Origin of the sequence: Endozoicomonas sp., from assembly GCF_965196975.1 — a bacterium.
GTDB lineage: Bacteria > Pseudomonadota > Gammaproteobacteria > Pseudomonadales > Endozoicomonadaceae > Endozoicomonas.
In genome coordinates this window covers 5,405,913-5,423,212 of sequence record NZ_OZ239981.1, presented here as the reverse complement: position 1 = coordinate 5,423,212, position 17,300 = coordinate 5,405,913, and the positions used below count along the sequence as shown (strand labels likewise).

Genomic DNA, 17,300 nt, shown 5'->3' with positions numbered 1-17,300 from the left:
AGTCAGGGGTATTTTCTTATTTGAGTATGTTGCTCTTGGAAAAACACCAACATCATCCATATGGACTAAAAAGCAATTGCATAAGAAGTGTGAATGGCAGCCTATTCAGACAATAAATTTTTAAATCAGAAGCGGCAGCCATACTCTATGGCACTGTCGGTAAAACAATAAAAAATAATCATGGGATGGAATGCGTGCAGTGAAGACTTTTCTTTCGACGATAATCGCCGGTGCATTACTGCTCAGCGGATCTGTTCTGGCAGAAGCGACAGAGTCCTCTCAGGCTTCCGTCAATAATAACATTCCTGAAGAACTGCCTTTTACCGTTACTGAAGAACGGGTCCGGTGTGCAAGCTATGAGCCAATGAAACAGCCATTATTTGGCGATCTTCATGTGCATACCAGCTACAGTTTTGACTCATTTGTTTCCAGTCAGAGAAATACGCCCTGGGACGCCTATCGTTATGCCAAAGGGGAAGCAATCACCCTGCCGGATGAAAGCGGCGACCAGAAAGTCATTGCCCAGATCCAGCGCCCTCTGGACTTCACAGCAGTCACGGACCATGCCGAGTTCCTGGGACAGATCAATATCTGTACCGATGACCCCACTGAACCGGGCTACTGGTTTCCCTATTGCATGATGACCCGAAGCAACACCTTTCCCATACAGCTGCTGGCAGCAAGTTACTGGCAGGATCTTGGGGTCAGCAGCACCCGGGAGAACAGGGACAAGTCCTTTGCCTGCACACTGTCTGACTGTGATGAAGGACAGGCTAAATACTGGAGCAATATCCAGCAGGCTGCTGAAGATCATTATGACCGCACCGAAGCCTGCAATTTTACGACTATGGTCGGTTATGAATACACCGATGCTCCTCAATACAAAAATATGCACCGGAACGTCATCTTTCGGAATGACAAAGTCGCCGAAAAAACCATCTCAACCTACGAAACCGGCAGTTATAACTACCCCGAACTCTGGAAAGAGCTACGGAAAGAGTGCACAGATAAAGGCAATGGCTGTGATGTTATCTCCATCCCCCATAACCCTAACCTTTCCGGTGGTCTGATGTTCCGTGACCCACTCAACGATGAAGAGCGGGATAATCGAATCTATTTTGAGCCTCTGGTTGAGCTGGTTCAGCACAAGGCGGCCTCTGAGTGCCGTTATGATCGACTGGCAGGTCGGGGTGTCCAGACCCAGGACGAACTCTGTGATTTTGAACAGGCCGTGGCAGATAACCTGAGTATGCTGGGAACGGTGTACGGCAAAGTAATGACAGAGACGGCCAAACCCGTTCCGGTGGAAGAGTATGCGCCACGCAACATGGTAAGAAATGCCCTGAAAGATGGCTTGAAGCTTGGCCAGGAAACGGGGGTTAACCCATTCAAGATGGGCTTCATTGGTTCTACCGATACCCACAGTGCCACACCAGGGGGAGCGGAAGAGGACAACTACACAGGTCACCTGGGCAAACGGGATGCCGGCTATCGAAATGTACAGGACCACTTTTTTGATAACCCTGGTGGTCATGCCGTGGTCTGGGCTGAAGAAAACTCCCGGGACAGTATCTTTAATGCCCTGAGAAACCGTGAAACTTACGCCACCAGTGGCACCCGCCCTATTGTCCGTTTTTTTGCCGGCTGGGATTTTACTCCGGAAATGTGCGGTTCCTTTGACCTTGTGCAACAGGGGTATAACCGCGGTGTTCCCATGGGCAGCGATATGAAGCCAAGGCCTGGCAGTGAAGCCCCCACCATACTGATTACTGCATTGAAGGATCCGGGTATTTATGGTCATCCCGGTACTGACCTGCAACGACTTCAGGTCATCAAAGGCTGGGTAGATGAAAACGGCAAAACTCACGAGAAAGTAATCGATATTGCCGGCGACCCGAATAATGGAGCCACGGTCAATAAGAACACCTGTGCGCCCGAAGGCCAGGGATATACCAGCCTTTGTGGCGTATGGCAGGATCCGGAATTTGATCCTGAACAACCCGCCTTTTATTACGCACGCGTTGTAGAGAACCCCAGTTGCCGCTGGAGCACCCTCCAGTGCAAGTCCTATGGTGTTGACCCTTTCTCATCGCAGTGTGAAGCCCAGGCGGCTGAACAGACTGAAAACATGGATGGTATGGGGGATATTTTCGGTCGCTGTTGTATCGACCCAGAGACAGAGCCTTTTTACTCACCCACGATTCAGGAACGTGCCTGGACGTCACCGGTCTGGTACACCCCAGAGGGTAAGGAACCCATCAAAACAGCTTCTACTGAAAGGTAATTCACCATGATAAGACGTATCGGCAGACGTCTGCTGTTGTCACCATTAATGCACTGCCTCTGGCTTGGCCTGACCCTTCTCTGGGTCACTGCCGAGCCTGAGCCAGCCCCGGTGATTGCGATCAGTGAGCAGCAGATAAAAGATCTTCAGGTCCAGTGGCAGTTACAGACCGGCAGGGTCCCCGACACGCAGCAAACAGAACGACTGATTGCGGTCAGTATTGAACATGAGATTCTGTTTCAGGAGGCCATGAACCGACGGTTCGATCAGTTGCCTGTCGTCAAAACCCGGCTGCAGCAGCTGGGTGGATTTCTGAAACTGACCAGTGGCGATGCCAGTGACCGTGAAAGGGAGGCATTGAAGCTGGGGCTAGATCAAACCGATCCGTTGATTCGTCGATACCTGATCTCGGCCATGCAGGAAGTGATTGCGGCTGAAAGCCCGATTGAAGAGCCGGATCAAATAGCCCTTGAAGCTTATTACCAGAACCATAAAGAGCAATACCGGCAGCCTGCCACAGTGAAAGTCAGCCATGTCTTTTTCGGTGGCTTCGGACAGCAAGCTCTGGACAGGGCAAATGGCCTGCTATCGAGTATGCCAGCCAGCACAGATGAAGCCATTCAGTCCGGTGACCCATTCTTTCATGGTCATCAGTTGCCATTGCTCAACGAACAGCAATTATCGAAAAAGCTGGGCCAGGAGTTCGCTCGCCAGGTGATGACGCTTGGGTCAGCTCAGTGGCATGGCCCTGTTGCCTCCAGCTATGGCTATCACCTGGTCATGATCGAAGAGAAAAAGCAGGGACTGTACCGCCCTCTGGCTGACGTGGCTGAGAATATTCGCTCCCACATTCTCCGGGATAGACGACTGTCGATGTTGGATCAGGAAATAGAAGCGATGAAGAGAAACTACATTATTGAGATCGCTGATGTCAGCCTTGATGCCTCAACCATCACCTTCCCGGATTTCAGCAGGAGCCAAACCCTATGAAGCATGGAGTACTGCTTATATCACTGCTACTGATGCTTGTGGGAAAGGCCAGTGCACACCCGATGGCGCCTGGACTCTGGGTTATGAATGAGCAAAGCCTCGGACACTACCTGGTGATCTGGAAAACCTCATTAAAGCCCATGCCAGGTATCAGCCCTGCGCCCATTCTCCCCGAAGGCTGCATCAGCGATGGCCAGCTAAGTGGCAGCAAAGAGGGAACCGGAAATGTCGTTCAATGGACGACGGACTGCTCATCCATTGAGCGTATAGGCAGTGAGTACCGGGTGGAAGGTCTGGATGGCAGCCCATCTGGCGTTCTGTTCCGTATGAAAACGCTGGATGGCAACAGCTATCACCGAATGCTCAGCAGTGATGACCCATCAATCACCATTGAGCCTGCACCCAGTGCCCTGGAGGTTATGTGGACCTACGTGGTTTCCGGCTTTGATCACCTGCTTTCCGGGTTGGACCATGTTTTCTTTGTCATCATGCTAACACTGTTGGTGGGCTGGGGAAGACAACTGTTCTGGACCATTACCCTGTTTACCCTCGGGCACTCCGTCACCCTTTCGTTAACCGCCCTGGGTTATGTCAACTTCCCCGTGATGCTGGTTGAATCCATTATTGCCCTGAGCATTGTGGTAGCCGCTGCCGAAGTGATTCGCAATGATAAAAGCAGCCTCTTCAGACGACACCCTTGGTTAATGTCCGGAGAGTTTGGCCTGCTGCACGGCATGGGGTTTGCCGGTGTATTGAGTGAGTTTGGTCTACCACAAAATGACATCCCACTGGCTCTGGCCGCTTTCAATATTGGCATCGAGGTTGGGCAGTTGCTGGTGATTGCCGCCTTCATGGTGTTGTGGAAAGGTTTGCTGATGGTTAAATCTGACTGGTCCCAATGGTCACAGAAACTGGCCAAACTGCTTCCTGCCTATACCATTGGTGCAGTGGCGGCTTTATGGTTCTGGCAACGAACCGGGATTGAACCGCTGCTTGCCGGTTAACCACGAACTCATTCCTGTCCTTTGCGGGAATGAGAATGATGCTCTCATAAAGAACACATTAAACCGTAGCAGCTGTATCGATAATCAGCTGCCGCAGCCATTGGTTAGCCGGATCTTCTTCTTTCGCAGTGGACCAATATAGATGCAGTGCTTTTTCTGGCACGTTGAAGGGCAGCTCCAGCGTGGCCAGGTCGAAATTGACCGCCAGTTTCCGCGGAATAGTCAGTGCAAGATCGGTGACTTTGACCAGCTCAGGTGCCACCAGATAGTTCTGCAGGCGGGCAGCAATTTTTCGCTTCTTACCAATTCGGTTCAGAGCCAGATCAATATGGCCAGGGCCTTTTGGTCTTGAAGAGGTATGAATGTGGTTCAATGTTAAATACACATCCAGTGTCATTTTTTGGTGGAGCACTGGATGGTTTTTCCGCACCATACAAACGTAATCATTGCTGAGCAGCAGCTGGTTTTGCAGGCGCTGATCCATGATCTGGGGCGACTGAATACTGAAATCCAGGTAAAAAGAGGTCAGGTTTTCCGCCACTTCATCCTGAGGAATGTGCCGAGTTTCCAGCACAATACCCGGAGCCTGTTCACGAAGCACCGGTAATAATGCTGGCATCAGCAGTGCCGACGACAGATCACTCATACTGATGCGAATCACTTTCCTGGTTTCCCTGGGATCAAAGTGACTCTTACTCATCAACCCATTATTTAACAGCCACAGCGACTCACGAACGGGTCCAATCAGATTTTCGGCAAATGCCGTGGGTTTCATCCGGTCGCCATGACGTTCAAACAGTGGATCATCCAGAGAATTTCGAAGGCGGGAAAGTGCATTGCTGACAGCAGGCTGGGTGATATTGAGAATTCTGGCCGCTCGAGTCAGATTCCCTTCTCGATAAATAACTTCAAAAACGATAAACAGATTCAGGTCGATTTTGGCCAGTTGCATTTTTTATGGTGTTATCTATGAATAATGGCCACGACATCTTATCGCAGTTTATTTATGCCTCCAATTAATTGACAGGGTGATGACAAATATCTGGAATTAGCGAGAGTATTCATAATACCCCGCTCCCATGATCAGTATGGAAACGAGGCTGCTTCGATGGCTATTAATGCAGGCAACACTTCTTGAATTTTTTACCACTGCCACAGGGACAGGGATCATTTCTGCCGACACCGGCTGGTGAGGAAGTAAACGCAGGTGTTGGTTGAGAATGCTCACCCTGCTTTGGAGCCGTCTGGTTGATCACCATATTCTCCAGATTGGTTAACAGCTCGTTGCCCTCTCCGGAATAACAGGTCAGCTGTCTCAATGCAGCCACCGCATCATTCAGGTAGCAGTAAAACTCACCTTCCTGCTTCATTACTGACTTGTTAATCACCTCCAGAGCCACACCACAGCGCAGTTTAAGCTCGTCCAACGTGATGTAATAGGTATCCGCCCACTCTTTTTCATAGAGGTCTTTCAGGGCTTCCATAAAACTCTCAGGCTGAGTGTTATAACAAGCTTGAACCCAGGCATTCCAGACCTGATTCTTTTCCTGTTCAAGACCATACTCATAGAGCTGATGCAGATAAGTCGTCAACTCCTGAAGCTCAAGGTCTCCCTGTTGATAACGGACAATCAGAGATCCCAGAGCCGCATCCCGGACGTATTCATCAATACTGGTGTTTTCAATGATGGATTGCAGGGGGCGAATATCACCCGGACAGAGTGTCGCAAAGATCTGGCTTAGCCGGTCACAGACTACCTCATCAAAATCATCGCCAATGGCAATATTGTCTTCAGAGCTCATGGTGCTGAACAGGTCAATGACAGTAGGCCAGGCCGCTGGTTCACGAAACTGCGTCAACAGATAAAGCGCATGAAGTGCCAGACGGCTTTTTGAAGATGAGCTGCTACGCTTGCCACGGATTTTCACCGCTTCAAGAGCCTCCAGAAGCACCGGTGTGATCTCTTCCTGATGCTGAGCAGCTTCTCTTAATGCCGACAGAGGCAGTTCACTGGATACCAGGGAAAGGCTTTTTTTCAGCCTGAAGATATCCTCGGTAGAAAGGGGCATAACCAGTTAATCCATCATATAAACAAATTGGGCGCTAGGATAGACCTTCACGACGTTAAGATACAGCTCTTGAGGCTTGTACCAGATTATTCTTTTCAAGGGCTGTGTATATCTTTCGGGCCGTTTTAGCCAGCCTGTGGATATCTCCAAGGTTTGGTTTATCACCCGCATTCAGGCGCATGGTCCAGTCTGAGAGTTCCTGATCCAGAAACTCCAGCAGTTTTTTGGAGCACCCTTTACAGGTACCTGAGCACAACTCAGCCTCGGAAAGGCCAAAGGGAATTGCCCCTCGAATATCATTGATCAGAGAAGCCATCGCATCCGGTGTTGAAGGTTTCATGACTGCTTCTTCAAATGAAAAGGTGAGAATGGCATCAGAACAGGCAAATTACGATCCGCATTATCCCCAGATGACTTACCCCGGGTTTATCCTGATAATCAACCCATGAATGATACTTTTATTGTCCCCTTCTGTAACGAGCCATTGGCGGAACTTTACCGCGATGAGTGCATCGTCGTTGTGAATAAACCAGCAGGCCTGCTCAGTGTTCCCGGAAAACCACCCAATCATGAAGACAGCGCGCTGTCACGGCTGCAGAAAATCAACCCGGAAACCCGCGTTGTTCATCGGCTGGACATGTCCACCTCCGGACTGATGGTCTTTGGGCTTGATGCAGACAGCCATCGCGCATTGAGCCGACAGTTTCAGGATCGTACGGTTGCCAAAGAATACATTGCCGAAGTATGGGGAAAGCTTAAGGAACTGGAAGGGAAAGTAGAACTGCCACTGCGCTGTGACTGGCCAAACCGCCCAAAACAGATGGTTGACCATGAGCTTGGCAAACCATCACTGACGCTCTTTCACGTGATTGACAATCAGAGGCCAGCATTTGATCGGGTACTGCTCAAACCCGTTACCGGTCGCTCCCATCAGCTCAGAGTTCACCTGGCTGAACTGGGACACCCCATTCTAGGCTGTGAGTTCTATGCCCACCCGGATGCACAACAGGCCAGCCAACGCCTGAACCTGCATGCAACAAGACTGAGCTTTACTCATCCGATAACTGGAGAGTTAATGACTTTTCAGTCAGAAACACCTTTCTGATTTAGAAATTGATACCAACGGAATAACCGCTGGTATCAACTGGCTTTTTATTCGATACCCTGACTGCGCAGGTAATCGTCATAAGTACCGTGGAAGTCCACAATACCGGTATCCTTGATTTCGATGATCCGGGTGGCCAGAGATGATACAAACTGACGGTCATGGGATACAAAAATCAGGGTGCCTTTGTAGTTTTCCAGCGCCAGGTTCAAAGACTCAATAGATTCCATATCCATATGGTTGGTTGGCTCATCCATCAACAGGATATTGGGTCGCTGCTGAATCAACTTACCAAACAACATACGACCCTGCTCACCACCGGAAATAACCCGAACGGATTTTTTCAGATCACTCTGAGAGAACAGCATCCGCCCTAATACGCCGCGAATAACCTGCTCATCATCACCCGGATTCATCCACTGGCTCATCCAGTCGAACAAATTCATATCCATATCAAAGTCAGCGCTGTGATTCTGGGCGTAATAACCAATATTGGCATTTTCTGACCATTGCAGGGTTCCGGTACGCGGAGCCATTTTACCAGCCAGCGTATGCAGCAGAGTGGTTTTACCAATACCGTTCTGACCGATAATGGCGATACGCTCACCCACTTCAACCATCAGGTTGACTTTGCTGAACAGATCATCTTCATAGCCCTGGCTCAGCTTTTCCATAACCAGCGCATTACGGAACAGTTTCTTTTCCTGCTCAAAGCGGATGAATGGGTTCTGACGACTGGAAGGTTTAATCTCTGCCAGCTGAATCTTATCAATCTGCTTCGCTCTGGAGGTCGCCTGTCGTGCTTTGGAAGCATTAGCAGAAAAGCGGCTGACAAACGACTGAAGCTCGGCGATCTGGGCTTTTTTACGGGCATTATCCGCCTGAAGACGCTCACGGGCCTGGGTCGCTGCCGTCATGTATTCATCATAATTACCCGGCATTACCTGCAGCTTACCGTAGTCCAGGTCCGCCATATGAGTGCAGACACTGTTCAGGAAGTGACGGTCGTGAGAGATAATGATCATGGTGCAGTCACGCTGCTTCAGGATATCTTCCAGCCAGCGGATAGCGTTGATATCCAGGTTGTTGGTCGGCTCGTCCAGCAGCATGATTTCCGGGTCTGCAAACAGTACCTGAGCCAGCAGCACGCGCAGTTTCCAACCTGGAGCCACAGCACTCATCAGCCCGTAGTGCTGCTCAATAGGGATATCCAGACCCAGCAGCAGTTCGCCGGCACGGGCTTCTGCGGAGTAACCATCCATCTCACCAAACTGAACTTCAAGGTCTGCAACCCGCATCCCTTCTTCTTCCGTCATTTCAGCTTTGGCATATATCGCATCACGCTCTGCTTTTACTTTCCAGAGCTCTTTATGCCCCATAATAACAGTATCGATGACCGTATAGTTTTCATAAGCAAACTGATCCTGACTCAGTTTAGCCATACGTTCATGAGGGTCTTTGCTGACAGTTCCTGAGGTCGCTTCAAGCTCACCGCCAAGGATTTTCATAAAAGTTGACTTACCACAACCGTTGGCACCAATGAGTCCGTAACGGTTACCTTCGCCAAACTTGACGAAATGTCCTCAAACAGGGGCTTGTCACCGAACTGCATGGTGATGTTGGCTGTAGAAATCAAATTTATTGTCCTGCTCTATATTTAATGAATCAGAAAGTGCCGCGCAGACTACAGTGACTATTCCCTTGAGCCAATAGGTAGTTTACAAATTCTGCTGTTGTAATTTTCAGTAATACCCCAAGCCTCAAACCCAAATTAATTCAAGGCCACGGTATTTCCACAAGGAAATATCGGCCAGACCCTAGCGAATATCAAGCCAGTGATGCTACTGCCCTTTATTTTTACTCAAATTGATAACCGGGCGCCTCAGACAACCTTTTTTAAGAACCGGTAAAAATGTGTGATTAAGCTCGCAAGGTTTACTCTGAAGCGTTAAATCACTGGAGCACCATAGGGTGTTTACTTAAAATCGCAAAAATTTAGCTTATAAACTTTCTATAATGGAAAAAGCATTTTTTATGGAATTGAGAAAAAGGCTTTTTATTGTTTTGATGATGGCTACTCTGACTGCCTGTAAGAGTGGTGAAACATCAACCGATGAACCTGTCACCGACCCAATCGAACAAGCCCTGCAAGTTGCGTTTCAAACAGGCGATGCCTCAGGAATTCCCTCTGCTGAAGCGCTCACACAAAAAATCGATAACCTGATCGAAACGGGCCATGGTCAGTTCAACCCGGTAATCTATCGTCTGTTTCAGCTTAACAGTGATGGTTCAGCCAATGCCAACAGCCTGACCAATGTTGACTGGGATGTCACCCACGACTCCGCCATCATTGCTCCGGAATTTGGCAAGTCAGCGACCTTTCTTCAGGCCAATGCTTCCGACCGAAGTGAGTTTGATCCTTTAAAACCGGGTGGGCTTGGTGTTCTGGGAGAAGAAGGGAACAGTCGTTTCATCGCTTTATCATCCAACCCGATGCGGGTCTGGAAGCGGTTTCCCAGCGCCATCAATGATCAAGCCAACCAGTTGATGGTTAACAGCATTGACTGGCTGGCAGGACAATCTCTAAACAGTGCTGAGTCCATGAAGGTTGTCATTGCCCAGATGGATGAGTCACATTATTTCCCGGATCAATCCAGCACACGACTCTGGCTGGATACCTTTATGCCGGGACGGGTCAGTTACAACGATCGGGCAGCCTGTAATGGCGCAGCCCTTTCTGACTGCCTTGAGGGTGCTGATGTGCTGATCGTCTCTTCTTTCGGAAAGCTGACAGAAGGGTTGAAAGACGGCATCAGCAAAGCACGAAATCAGGGCATTGGTATTCTGTACCCTCACTACTATCGTGATGATAATGCCATCAGCCAGTACCTGCTTCCGACCATCAACGCTAACTTCGTTGCCAACAATTACTGGAGCTATCTGATTCTCAGAGGGTTCAACATTGTTGAGTGGGGCAATCCTCTGTCCACAGAAGTTGCAGCAGTAAACCGTCTGCTCACAACTCTGAAAAATCAGGGAAACAATATTAACTTTGCCCAGTGTAATGGCAGCGACTGTTCCGAGGCCGAAGGATTCAACGTCGACTTTCTGGATGGACTGCAAACCATGCAGCGCCAGCTCCGGCAACTGGACAGAAACAAGCATGCCATCTTTACATCCACCAATGATGATAAAGCGCTGTGGCGCTGGCTGGTGCTTCTGGCTGATTATTACCGGGCAGAAACTGAATACCCCCTGGATAAGTTGAAAAATACGGAAGATTTTGTAAAAGCGGCCTTTTCAGATTTTGGTGTTTATCAATACCGTTCAACTAACGCTGTACCTGCTGATTTGGGTAATTTCGGGCGGACTGATTTCAGCCATGTAACACCGAGCAGCAAGACCATAAACATGACCAGCAAAGTACCCTTCCGTTCAGCGGGTGTCTTTATCATGCCCGGCAAGCCAGTCACTGTTCACCGTACCGATAATACAGACGCTGTCGTCAGTGTTTTTGTCAACTCCATCCGTGATGGGGCCACCCACTGGCTGGATAATGATGGCTATAAACGTCCCCGTTATCTGTGGGGGCAGGAAATGATCATCGCACCGGGTGAAACCCTCACCTTTACTTCTCCAAATGGCGGCCCTCTTCAACTGCGATTTGACCGTAATGACCAGCAGGTCAGCCTGAATGTCAGCAATGTTGGTCTGCATCCCTACTGGACAAAACCTGAAGACAATGAAGCGTTTGCAGAGGCTCTGGCGAAAGGCGATTTTGACTGGGCTGAACTGGTCACCGATGGTTTTGAAGTCCACTCTCGACTGGACCTGATGCGCCAGTCCATGAGTAACTGGAATAATTCGGCAGCCGAGCTGGCGACAGTGACGGATCGCTATATGTCTAATCTGCCTCATATGCTGGCAGGCTTTCGGGGTGATCGTATTGATCAAGACCCCGAAATTATCCAGTTCGCGGAACAGCAGGGGTATAGCATTGATCTCATTGATCACGTGAAACACATGAATGCGGATCAGGCCACCTGCGGTTACGGTTGTTCTGGCAACCCTTACGACGCCTACTGGGCATTTGATCCACTGGGGCATGGCGACCTTCATGAACTCGGCCATGGCCTGGAAAGAAAACGCTTTTTATTTGAAAGCTGGACTCCCGGTCATACCGCCACCAACTTCTACTCCTATTTCTCCAAGTCCCGTGCTTACCAGGAAATGGGTAAGGCACCTTCCTGTCAAAACCTGCCCTTTAAAACACTGTTTGACTGGTTGCAGGAGTCCCAGAACTCAGAAGACCCACTAGCGTCCATACAGAATAAAGACTTCAAGAACTGGAGCAGTGGAGCCGCCATCTATCTGCAGATGATGATGGCCGCCCAGAGTCAGGGAGCATTAACCGATGGCTGGATGATATTGCCCAGGCTTCATATCCTCGAACGGGAATTTTCGCGGGCACTCAGCAACAGTGATACCTGGAATGCCAAGCGTACCTCCCTGGGGTTCAGTGAATACACATGGGAAGAAGCCAAAAGCATTTGGAGCCCAACACCTGAATTGCACAATGACTGGCCATCCATTTCGCTGTCGATGGTCACTGGCCGCAATATGCTCAATTATCTCTATAAGTGGGGACTGACCAGCAGTGCCAAGGCTCAAAGCCAGATAATGGCTCTGAATCTTCCACCCATGGAAGCCATCTATTACAAAACCGATGGTAGTCAGTTCTGTGAACAGTTTGACAATCCTGAGATTCCCATCGAGAAAGGAATGGTGTGGGATATTCCCGATACGCCTTAAACAGCTCGGATTTGATAAGGATGGACAGGGAAGTCCCCACTATAAATACCTATCAGTCGGAAACATACTCAGAGATAGAGAGCTGGCGACCCATATGCCTGTCTATTGTCGTCAGCTTATTTCAACTGTTTCATAACAATTGAGCTTCCTTATTAACACCCAGGAGGTAGAACTTTTTGCCAGCTTATCTGTCATAGGTCTTAGAAAAAAAGAGGTCAGATATGGACGCATCAACGCTCAAAACAATCTCTCAACCTAGCTCATCCTCCTCTAACAGCTTCACTGCCAGAGCCTGCGACTGTGCTTCAGCCTTCGGCAGAAAGGTGGCACCGTTGACTGCCGGGGCCTTCATTGCCTGGCTGTCTGTAACAGCTGCCCCAACCATTGGTGTATTTTGTTTGGCAGCAGGGGCTGTGTGGACAGGGTGTTTAGTCATCAGGGAGTTATGTTCTTATGTTATTAGCGTTCTCTATTCTGATCCTGAGTCAGAAAGCTTCAACGAGCAATTAAAAGAGCATCTGAATATATCCTTTAAGCCAATAATTAATAAGCGGAAAAACTACTACTTGGGAAACGAACATCTTGTAGACGTTAGTCGACTAGCTTTTGATAATATAGATAGGCAAAAGATTATATGTGATTTCGAAAAAGATTTTACTCGGCCAATGAGTTTTAGCGCTGAGTGTCCTAATGGGGTCTCATACTTTTATACGTCGGGAGACAAATGGTTACACTTCATTAAAGAACAGGATGGCAGAGTTTTACAAGAAATTAAGCTTAAACATTCAGATTTAAATAAATTACCAGCCCAACCAGAGGCAAGTGAAGGTAGACATTCATTTGATGATAATAAAAAGAAGCTCGAAGCTGCCTGCCATGGTGCTTTTGCTGAACTGTCTAATGAAAAGGGTGAAGTAGATGATCTAGCCGCGGCTGCTATGGATCTGACAATCCAAACAGTGGGTACTGCCATGTGGGAGTTCACAAGGAAACTTTATTCAGACCTATGTTTTCCCGACGCTACCGTTCAATGCGAAGGCAATCCGGTCATAAGTTTTGGCAACAGAACTGGTTTTACTGAATTAAAAAGAGGTAGAAATGGTATTATAAATGTCAAAGTCAATATTGATGTACCACGCTGCATAATAAAAATACGTGATTACAGAACCCAAAGAATCTATCAAGTAGAGCAGCAGCTCCTGATAGAAACTTCTGTGACGCTCGACCCTAGAAAGCTTGATCAGCGCGAGTTTGGCCAGACCACCGTTAAATTTGGAAAGTTACTCAGTTTTTTTGAAGAAGAGTAGCTGCCTAAAAGTTTTTACCCCTTTCAAACGATGTATTTTTCACAAAAATAAGCTCAACTTATAATAACATACCGTTCCTGCTTACTTGCACATGGGTAGGAAAATATTCTCTGCATTATTACCCAGCGATTCTGGAAACACACACGGCTTTCTTGACTATGAATATTGATATCAATACTTTACTATCCGTGTAATCTCCACCTGCCCCTTAACTCGATTTTACCCAATGCCCATCCTTCTTCGTTGTCCCATCTGTTATGAAGCACTCTCATCAGAACAAAAAAACGCTGAATGCAAAAATAACCATCAGTTTGACCGGGCACGCCAAGGCTATCTGAACCTGTTACCAAGTAATAAGAAACGCAGTAAAAATCCTGGTGATGACCAGATAATGGTCGAAGCCCGGACCCGCTTTTTGAATCATGGTTACTATCAACCCGTCATCGACGCATTGATTGATAAAATTCATTCGTTCAGCAATAAGCCCCCCCAACGCATTCTTGATGCCGGTTGCGGTGAAGGCTATTACACATCGGCAATAAAAGAGCGGCTTGAAGATAGTGAGGTCTGTGGATTTGATATCGCCAAACCCGCCATCCTGGCTGCCAGCAGACGGAACAAAACCATAGAGTGGCTGGTTGCCAGCGTCAGTGAACTTCCACTGATGGATGAACAGTTTGATGTTGTTATCAGTATCTTCTCCCGCAGTGACTGGCCCGAATTTTCACGAGTTCTTAAACCTGGCGGACATATTATTATTCTGACCCCCGGTCAGAACCACCTGATGGCACTCCGCCATGCCATTTACGATGAGGTTCGTCCTTATCCGGAAGATAAACGCCTGCAGGATCTGCCAGAAAACCTTCGTCTGCTGGAAAGCCAGACCATTGATCATTTGATGATGCTGGAAAACACTCAGGCGATTATGGACCTGCTGGCCATGACTCCTCATTACTGGCATGTGAATGCCAGACAAAAGGAGCAACTTGAGCAACTGGCTCAGCTGGAATGTGAACTGGAAATGCGCCTGTCTGTTCTACAAAAGCGGTAGACAGAAACACAGTGAACCAACATAAGTAAAAATACTGCCTTACATCAATTTTACCAAACTTGACTGGTGGTATAACTGAGACATGGTCATGGCCTAATCGGGGGGTTCACCATGTTTCAGTTAGCTCAGATCATCACCGGCAAAAGCGAAAAAGACCTCTTCACCGTTCTGGCACTCAAAGCCGATATTATCCTTGCCGTAACGCTGACCATTGCCATCTTACAGCTGGCCATAAGAGGTATGGAAACCAGCTGGATGCTGTTACTGATCGGATCCTTATTCTCCATTATTGTTCTCACGGGTCTTAATAAAGGAGCACGCAAAGCTTTAGCGGGCCTTCCCAGTTACATTCCTTATGTATTCGGTATTTATCTTTTTTTTATTGAGGGCTTTGGTCGCTTAACTCAACTATTGGCAAGCTTCAGCATCCTTGATGCTGGGTTAGTTATTCTGTTCTTTGTGGCTGGTAATATTGTAGCGACTGTCGGTTATAATGCTGTCGTCTATGCCAAGCGGTTGGAACAGTCTCATTAACCCCCCCCCAGCTGACCTGGCGTAAGAAAATAACGCAGCCTGGGAAAAAGAAACAGCATGGGAACAGAAGCCGTTACAACCTGGTCACTGGAAATGGTGTCTCCAGAAGAACTTATTCATAAGCCAGTGACCGACCCGGATTTTATAATCCAGGAATGCCAGGTAAAACAGTTTCAATTCAACCGTTTTCTCTACAGCTATATTGGCCAGCAATGGCAATGGACTGACAAGCTGGCCTGGTCTGATGAGCAATGGCGTGACTATGCAGAGAACGACAATCTTCGCCTCTGGGTCGGTTACTACAAAGGCAGCCCAGCCGGTTACTTTGAACTGAAAAAGGCTGAAGGTGATGTTGAAATTGCCTACTTTGGTCTTGCACAACCTTTTATTGGTAGAGGCCTGGGTGGTGCTTTGTTAAGTGCCGCTATTCAGGAAGCATGGAATTGGGGAGCAGAGCGAGTCTGGGTACATACCTGTACGCTGGACCACCCTTTTGCCCTGAAAAACTATCAAGCCAGGGGTCTCAAAATTTTTAAGGAAGAGATCGACTGAACGGAACTAAATACCAAAGAACAATAGTCCAGCCAGTTGTCCTCAGCCAGTAAGGAGAAAGCGCCCCCCTTCCTGGCTTGTTAACTTCTGACTAAATAATCCAGTCCACCAGCCAGTGGCATAACAGCGTAATAATCACGATACCCGCAAGATTCAACACCATACCGCTGCGTACCATATGACGGATAGGCAACATTCCTGAGCCATAGACAATGGCATTGGGCGGTGTCGCTACAGGCAGCATAAAGGCACAACTGGCTGCAATAGCCGCTGGGATGGCCAGAATGGCAGGATCCATACCCAATGAAATAGCCAGGGCTCCCAAAGGAGGAAGGAAAGCCGCGGTTGTTGCCGTATTACTGGTGACCTCGGTCAGAAAAATAATAATGGTTACGACCAGGGCAATGGCCATCAAGGCAGGCATGTCACCAAGAATGTTCAGTGATCCGGCGATCCACTCTGCGAGCCCGGTCCTTCGAATCATCGCTGCGAGACTCAAGCCCCCACCAAACAACAGCAGGACATCCCAGGGTAAACGATGCATCTCTTTCCAGGTCATCAGAAACTCAAGTTTTTTCCAACTGGCTGGCAGGATAAACAATAGAACTGTTGCCACCAGAGCAATCATAGTGTCCGAGAGGTCCAATAATGGAATCATCTCACCCAGCCAGGGTCGCACTATCCAAGCCAGGGCGGTCAGAAGAAAGATCGCGGTTACCGCTTTTTCAGCCCCACTCATTGAACCGTTCTTCTTTTGCTGCTCTTTGATTGATTCCCGAACCACATGATTTTCCTCTCCACTAAGCCGGTATCCGAAGTACCCCAGCCAGACACCGGTAATGGCGAGCATAATAATTGAAGCCGGCAGACCGATAATCAGCCAGTGAGCAAAACCAATCTGTATACCGTACTGCTCCTGGAGAAAAGCGACCAGCAAGGCATTTGGTGGTGTCCCGATAAGGGTGCCAAAGCCTCCGATCGAAGCGCCATAAGCAATGGCCAGCAACAGCGCAACCGGAAAACCGCGGCTCATCTTTCCCTGGTGACGAATCATCGAGACGACGGATAAACCGATGGGCAGCATCATAATGGTGGTTGCCGTATTGGAAACCCACATACTGATCAGAGCTGTGGCAATCATAAAGCCAAGCACCAGCCGTTTCTCTCCGGTCCCCATAATCATCATGATTCTGAGAGCTATACGACTGTGCAGGTTCCAACGCTCCATTGCCAGACCTAGCACAAAGCCTCCCATAAACAGGAATATCACCGGATGCGCATAGGGAGCAGCCGCTTTATCAATACTGGCCAAGCCAAGCATTGGGGACAGAATCAGTGGTAACAGTGCCGTAATGGCAGTCGGGAGAATTTCTACGGACCAGAATACGGCCATCATCATGGCAAGACCGGCACAGCGCCAGGCCATCTCATTCATCCCTGGTGGAGGCTCAACCAGTAACGTGAATAACTGCAAGGCAATTCCAATCATAAGTCCTGTGAGCCAGAAGAGCGGTTTCCCTTCCTGAGGGCTTTCCTGCTGACTTTCCTGTCGTGCAGGCTCTGGCGTCAATCCCGGAGAACCTGAATTCATG

Annotated in this window: 13 protein-coding genes and 1 pseudogene; 9 read left to right on the top strand and 5 right to left on the bottom strand. The window is 48.6% G+C overall.

Annotation, left to right across the window (positions count from 1 at the left end):
- Window positions 1-190: 190 nt before the first annotated feature.
- The 3 genes from ACOCLE_RS24040 to ACOCLE_RS24030 are packed head-to-tail and all read left to right on the top strand — an operon-like array spanning window position 191 to window position 4,278.
- A complete protein-coding gene (locus tag ACOCLE_RS24040; protein ID WP_419534561.1) occupies window positions 191-2,284 on the top strand; it encodes a DUF3604 domain-containing protein in 2,094 nt (697 codons plus the stop codon).
- 6 nt (window positions 2,285-2,290) lie between these two features.
- Window positions 2,291-3,274, top strand: coding sequence for a peptidyl-prolyl cis-trans isomerase (locus ACOCLE_RS24035; protein ID WP_419534560.1), 984 nt, complete (start codon window positions 2,291-2,293; stop codon window positions 3,272-3,274).
- The gene (locus tag ACOCLE_RS24030) at window positions 3,271-4,278 is read left to right on the top strand and encodes a HupE/UreJ family protein (protein WP_419534559.1); all 1,008 of its coding nucleotides are present in this window, start codon (window positions 3,271-3,273) and stop codon (window positions 4,276-4,278) included. The genes ACOCLE_RS24035 and ACOCLE_RS24030 overlap by 4 nt, the downstream gene beginning before the upstream one ends.
- A 58-nt stretch (window positions 4,279-4,336) precedes the next feature.
- Here ACOCLE_RS24030 and ACOCLE_RS24025 read toward each other — a convergent pair whose 3' ends face one another.
- The 3 genes from ACOCLE_RS24025 to ACOCLE_RS24015 all read right to left on the bottom strand — a co-directional run bounded on the left by ACOCLE_RS24025 (window position 4,337) and on the right by ACOCLE_RS24015 (window position 6,687).
- Complete coding sequence (locus ACOCLE_RS24025) at window positions 4,337-5,230, bottom strand: LysR family transcriptional regulator (RefSeq protein WP_419534558.1); 894 nt, start codon at window positions 5,228-5,230, stop codon at window positions 4,337-4,339.
- 163 nt (window positions 5,231-5,393) lie between these two features.
- Window positions 5,394-6,347, bottom strand: a complete 954-nt coding sequence (locus ACOCLE_RS24020) for a DUF1186 domain-containing protein (RefSeq protein ID WP_419534557.1) — start codon at window positions 6,345-6,347, stop codon at window positions 5,394-5,396.
- Between the two features lie 55 nt (window positions 6,348-6,402).
- Complete coding sequence (locus ACOCLE_RS24015; protein WP_419534556.1) at window positions 6,403-6,687, bottom strand: hypothetical protein; 285 nt, start codon at window positions 6,685-6,687, stop codon at window positions 6,403-6,405.
- A gap of 105 nt (window positions 6,688-6,792) precedes the next feature.
- On the opposite strand from ACOCLE_RS24015, the gene ACOCLE_RS24010 reads away from it, so the two are divergent.
- Window positions 6,793-7,452, top strand: coding sequence for a pseudouridine synthase (locus tag ACOCLE_RS24010; RefSeq protein WP_419534555.1), 660 nt, complete (start codon window positions 6,793-6,795; stop codon window positions 7,450-7,452).
- 47 nt (window positions 7,453-7,499) lie between these two features.
- On the opposite strand, the pseudogene ACOCLE_RS24005 reads toward ACOCLE_RS24010, so the two are convergent.
- Window positions 7,500-9,088 (bottom strand): annotated as a pseudogene (locus tag ACOCLE_RS24005) (ABC-F family ATPase).
- A 380-nt stretch (window positions 9,089-9,468) separates the two neighbouring features.
- Between ACOCLE_RS24005 and ACOCLE_RS24000 the strand changes: the two are divergent.
- The 5 genes from ACOCLE_RS24000 to ACOCLE_RS23980 all read left to right on the top strand — a co-directional run bounded on the left by ACOCLE_RS24000 (window position 9,469) and on the right by ACOCLE_RS23980 (window position 15,708).
- Window positions 9,469-12,264, top strand: coding sequence for an ImpA family metalloprotease (locus ACOCLE_RS24000; RefSeq protein WP_419534554.1), 2,796 nt, complete (start codon window positions 9,469-9,471; stop codon window positions 12,262-12,264).
- 221 nt (window positions 12,265-12,485) lie between these two features.
- A complete protein-coding gene (locus ACOCLE_RS23995) occupies window positions 12,486-13,571 on the top strand; it encodes a hypothetical protein (RefSeq protein ID WP_419534553.1) in 1,086 nt (361 codons plus the stop codon).
- A gap of 226 nt (window positions 13,572-13,797) precedes the next feature.
- Complete coding sequence (locus ACOCLE_RS23990; protein WP_419534552.1) at window positions 13,798-14,622, top strand: putative RNA methyltransferase; 825 nt, start codon at window positions 13,798-13,800, stop codon at window positions 14,620-14,622.
- 111 nt (window positions 14,623-14,733) lie between these two features.
- On the top strand, window positions 14,734-15,156 hold the full coding sequence (locus ACOCLE_RS23985; protein ID WP_419534551.1) for a hypothetical protein: 423 nt from the start codon (window positions 14,734-14,736) through the stop codon (window positions 15,154-15,156).
- A gap of 57 nt (window positions 15,157-15,213) precedes the next feature.
- Window positions 15,214-15,708, top strand: a complete 495-nt coding sequence (locus tag ACOCLE_RS23980) for a GNAT family N-acetyltransferase (RefSeq protein WP_419534550.1) — start codon at window positions 15,214-15,216, stop codon at window positions 15,706-15,708.
- Window positions 15,709-15,799: 91 nt separating this feature from the next.
- Here ACOCLE_RS23980 and ACOCLE_RS23975 read toward each other — a convergent pair whose 3' ends face one another.
- Window positions 15,800-17,299, bottom strand: a complete 1,500-nt coding sequence (locus tag ACOCLE_RS23975; RefSeq protein WP_419534549.1) for an SLC13 family permease — start codon at window positions 17,297-17,299, stop codon at window positions 15,800-15,802.
- Between the last annotated feature and the right edge of the window lies 1 nt (window position 17,300).

Coding starts and splice junctions, on each gene's coding strand:
- ACOCLE_RS24040 (WP_419534561.1), top strand. CDS start 191: ATGCGTGCAGTGAAGACTTTTCTTTCGACGATAATCGCCGGTGCATTA.
- ACOCLE_RS24035 (WP_419534560.1), top strand. CDS start 2,291: ATGATAAGACGTATCGGCAGACGTCTGCTGTTGTCACCATTAATGCAC.
- ACOCLE_RS24030 (WP_419534559.1), top strand. CDS start 3,271: ATGAAGCATGGAGTACTGCTTATATCACTGCTACTGATGCTTGTGGGA.
- ACOCLE_RS24025 (WP_419534558.1), bottom strand. CDS start 5,230: ATGCAACTGGCCAAAATCGACCTGAATCTGTTTATCGTTTTTGAAGTT.
- ACOCLE_RS24020 (WP_419534557.1), bottom strand. CDS start 6,347: ATGCCCCTTTCTACCGAGGATATCTTCAGGCTGAAAAAAAGCCTTTCC.
- ACOCLE_RS24015 (WP_419534556.1), bottom strand. CDS start 6,687: ATGAAACCTTCAACACCGGATGCGATGGCTTCTCTGATCAATGATATT.
- ACOCLE_RS24010 (WP_419534555.1), top strand. CDS start 6,793: ATGAATGATACTTTTATTGTCCCCTTCTGTAACGAGCCATTGGCGGAA.
- ACOCLE_RS24000 (WP_419534554.1), top strand. CDS start 9,469: ATGGAAAAAGCATTTTTTATGGAATTGAGAAAAAGGCTTTTTATTGTT.
- ACOCLE_RS23995 (WP_419534553.1), top strand. CDS start 12,486: ATGGACGCATCAACGCTCAAAACAATCTCTCAACCTAGCTCATCCTCC.
- ACOCLE_RS23990 (WP_419534552.1), top strand. CDS start 13,798: ATGCCCATCCTTCTTCGTTGTCCCATCTGTTATGAAGCACTCTCATCA.
- ACOCLE_RS23985 (WP_419534551.1), top strand. CDS start 14,734: ATGTTTCAGTTAGCTCAGATCATCACCGGCAAAAGCGAAAAAGACCTC.
- ACOCLE_RS23980 (WP_419534550.1), top strand. CDS start 15,214: ATGGGAACAGAAGCCGTTACAACCTGGTCACTGGAAATGGTGTCTCCA.
- ACOCLE_RS23975 (WP_419534549.1), bottom strand. CDS start 17,299: ATGAATTCAGGTTCTCCGGGATTGACGCCAGAGCCTGCACGACAGGAA.